This is a genomic window from Acetomicrobium mobile (genome assembly GCF_937920065.1).
In genome coordinates this window covers 1-3,635 of the sequence record NZ_CALETC010000189.1, presented here as the reverse complement: position 1 = coordinate 3,635, position 3,635 = coordinate 1, and the positions used below count along the sequence as shown (strand labels likewise).

Here is a 3,635-nt window from a genome sequence, read left to right as displayed (position 1 = left end):
CGTCTCATCGATCTGGCAAATCACCACCCCAGGGTGAACATCTTCAACCCCGGCCCTGGCGTCGGCGGACACTGCATTGCCGTGAACCCCTGGTTCATCGTCGAGAAATTCCCCGAAAAGACCGACCTGATCCGCACTGCCAGAAAGGTAAACGACAAAAAGCCTGAATGGGTTGCAGCGCAGGTCAAAAAGGACATACAAGACCGTTTTGGAGAAAAACACATCACCATAGGTATCCTCGGCCTTGCCTACAAGGCCGACATAGACGACATCCGCGAGAGTCCCGCGCTTGTCATTGCAAGGAACCTTAAAAACGCCGGCCACAACATTATCGCCTGCGAACCCAACAGGGAAGAGAAAACCGTGGAAGGCTACCCCAACATGCAGCTCGAAGACGTGATCGAACAGGCCGATTACCTTGTCATAACCACCGGACACAGACAATTTAAGGACAGCCTTGATTCTATCCTCAGGAAACCCCTCCACGACGCCGCGGGGGTGACGGCATGAAACAGGTGTTTATGGACGTCAAGACCGGAACGCCTCTCATCCTTGATGTCCCTGCCCCGTCCTGCAAAAAGGGAGGCGTGCTGGTGGAAACCCTCTGGTCGGCCGTCAGCGCTGGCACGGAGCGGTCCCTTCTGGACTTCGGCAAAAAGGGCCTTCTCGCCAAGGTCAAAGAACGGCCCGACCAGGCGAAGAAAGTCCTCGACAAGATCCGCACCGACGGAGCACTTACGGCCATAAAGGCGGCCTTCAACAAGCTCGATGAACCCCTCCCCCTGGGTTACAGCCTCGTCGGCAGGGTCCTTGAGGTCGGGACCAACGCCCCGGAATTTACCCCGGGCGATATTGTCGCTTGCGCCGGCCTCACGGCAGGTCATGCCGAGGTCGTTTATGTACCCAAAAACCTTGTAGTAAAAGTTCCCGAAGACTTCCAGGACCTCCGGCAGGCCGCCTTCGTCGCCCTTGGCGCCATCGCCATGCAGGGCGTCAGGCAGGCCAGTGTCACCTTAGGCGACTCGGTGGCCGTCATTGGCCTCGGTCTCGTGGGACAGCTTGCTGCAAGGATCCTCCATGCGGGAGGATGCCGCGTCATCGGCATCGACCTGAATGAACGCACAAAAGAAGATGCCAGGCAGTACCTCTCCGCTTTTATCAAGGCCGACGACGAATCCGTCGCAAGCAAGGTTCACACCCTCACGGGCAAAGGTTGCGACGCCGTTTTGATCACGGCGGCAACATCCTCCAACCAGCCCGTGGAACTGGCCGCAGAACTTTGCCGGGACCGGGGTACCATTTCCATGGTGGGCGTCACGGGGATGGACATTCCCCGACGCCCCTTCTACGAGAAAGAACTCACCTTCAAGCTTTCCCGCTCCTACGGACCGGGGAGGTACGACGTCAACTACGAGGAAAAGGGCGTAGACTATCCCATCGGCTACGTCAAGTGGACGGAAAAGCGCAACATGGAGGAATTCATCCGCCTTCTGTACCAGCAGAAAATCTCCATAACCGGCCTGATCACCCACGAATACAGCATAGAAAAGGCGCAGGACGCCTACGGCCTCATAACGGAAAATCCAAACAAGGAACGGTACGTGGGAGTCCTCCTGGGCTACCCACAAAGGCCCCAAAAAACCGATCGGACCATCTCCCTGCACAAGGAAAAGTGCAAGGTGGAAGGAAAGATCGGCGTGGGCATCATAGGCGGCGGCAACTTCGTCAGGGGGACGATCCTTCCAAACATGACAAAGATCCCCGACTACGAACTCATTGGCATTGCCACTTCCGGCAGCTCATCCTCGGGCCAGGTGACGAAAAAATACCCCTTCCGCTACGCCACGACGGATTACAAAAAGCTTCTCCAGGACCCCGACATCGACCTCATCGTCATCGCCACGCCCCATAATACCCATGCGCCCCTAGCCATCGAGGCCCTCGATGCGGGCAAGCATGTCTACACCGAAAAACCCCTGGCCATCAACATGGAACAGCTCGAAGAGGTGAAAGCCGCCTACGAGCGCAACCACCAGCACCTGTTCGTGGGTTTCAACAGGCGGTACTCGCCCTTTGCCAGGTTCCTGAAAGAAAACCTCGAAACCGACAAATACCTCTGCATGATCCAATACACCGTCAACGCGGGAGCAGTCCCCGACGACCACTGGATACAGGACCCGGAAGTCGGCGGCGGGAGAGTCATCGGCGAAGTGTGCCATTTCATCGACTTTTGCCTGTATCTGACGGAGTCAGCTCCGAAGGAAACAAAAACAACAATCCTTGGCGAACCCAACAGGACAAGCTGCAGCGACAACGTCAATATCACCATTCAATTCGAGAACGGCTCTGTGGCGAATATCCTCTATACTTCAGCGGGAACGAAGTCGTACCCGAAAGAAACCGTGACGGTCTTCTGCAACAGCAAGGTCGGCACATTGGACAATTTCACGAAGGCAAAGATCTTTTCCGAAAAGGGCAAAAAAATAATGCATAAAGCGAACCAGGAAAAGGGGTTTCTGGAAGAGTACAATCTTCTAAAAAAGATTCTGCTCTCGGAAAGTAAGGAAAAAGTCGATTTTACGGAAGTTTTCATGGTAACCGAGTCCACTATTCGAATCTCTAACCTTCAAAACAAAACAAATAGTTTAAAGCAGGACACGGGAGGGTTTATGTAATGGAAGTAATTCCCATGGTAAAACGCCTTTTTCAAAACATGCCGGAACCAATTGGTGAATTGTGGGCCCGTGTGCCCTATGAGTACCGACCTTGTCTGGGGAAAAAATACCGGGAGATGAAGCGGGAAATTAATGCCTTTGAAGAAATGCCTACGAACAAAAAGAAACAGATAATTTTTACACGTTTCCGTAAAAGCCTGAAAGACGCTATGGAAATTCCATTTTATCGTGACTTGTATAAGCGGAACGATATTCGCCCTGAAGACATAAGATGCTTTGAGGATATAAGAAACCTCCCTGTTATTACTAAAGAAATGCTCAAGGAATGTCCTTTGGAAAACCGATCAGGCCCTTCAAAGGGTCGATATATGGCGAATACAGGGGGATCCTCAGGTTCTACTTTGAGCTTTTATATTACGCCCGAGCATATTCCAGTCGAATGGGCACATATGCATGCGATTTGGGGGAGGCTTGGATACAAACCATCGGACTTGAAAATTTCTTTTTCGGGACGCAATCTTGGCGCAGACGGCATCAGATATGATGGGTTAAGGCACCAATATTCCATAAACATATATAAGAATATAGAATCTTATGTTGAAGACTTAAGAGCTGTCGTTGCAAGAAAGAAGATTCGGTTCTTGCATGGTTACCCAAGTGCCATTGCCGAGTTTGGCCAAAGGTGTAAGGAAATCGCACCTGATGTCATTTCAATGCTAAAGACCCATCTCAAGGGGGCCTTGCTTGGGTCAGAATATCCCGCAGAAATTTACCGCTCGCCAATCGAAGAAATATTCGAAATCCCCACGGTGTCTTGGTACGGCCACACGGAGCGCGCTATTCTCGCTTGGGAAAAAAACAATAAATTTGAATATGAACCTTTTCAGACATACGGATATTGCGAGGTGTTACCAGATAGCGAAACTGGCGGTTGGCGCCTGATCGGAACAACCTACTTCA

The 3,635-nt window shown here is 52.0% G+C and carries 3 protein-coding genes; all 3 read left to right on the top strand.

What is annotated here, in order from left to right:
- The coding region (locus Q7P41_RS07405; protein WP_303883199.1) for a UDP binding domain-containing protein at positions 1-510 on the top strand (510 nt) is incomplete at its 5' end.
- On the top strand, positions 507-2,675 hold the full coding sequence (locus Q7P41_RS07400; RefSeq protein ID WP_303883198.1) for a bi-domain-containing oxidoreductase: 2,169 nt from the start codon (positions 507-509) through the stop codon (positions 2,673-2,675). The genes Q7P41_RS07405 and Q7P41_RS07400, both read left to right, overlap by 4 nt.
- The coding region (locus Q7P41_RS07395; RefSeq protein WP_303883197.1) for a hypothetical protein at positions 2,675-3,635 on the top strand (961 nt) is incomplete at its 3' end. The genes Q7P41_RS07400 and Q7P41_RS07395, both read left to right, overlap by 1 nt.

What these genes read in the sequence shown, in the direction of transcription:
- Q7P41_RS07400 (WP_303883198.1), top strand. Translation starts at nt 507, where the DNA reads ATGAAACAGGTGTTTATGGACGTCAAGACCGGAACGCCTCTCATCCTT.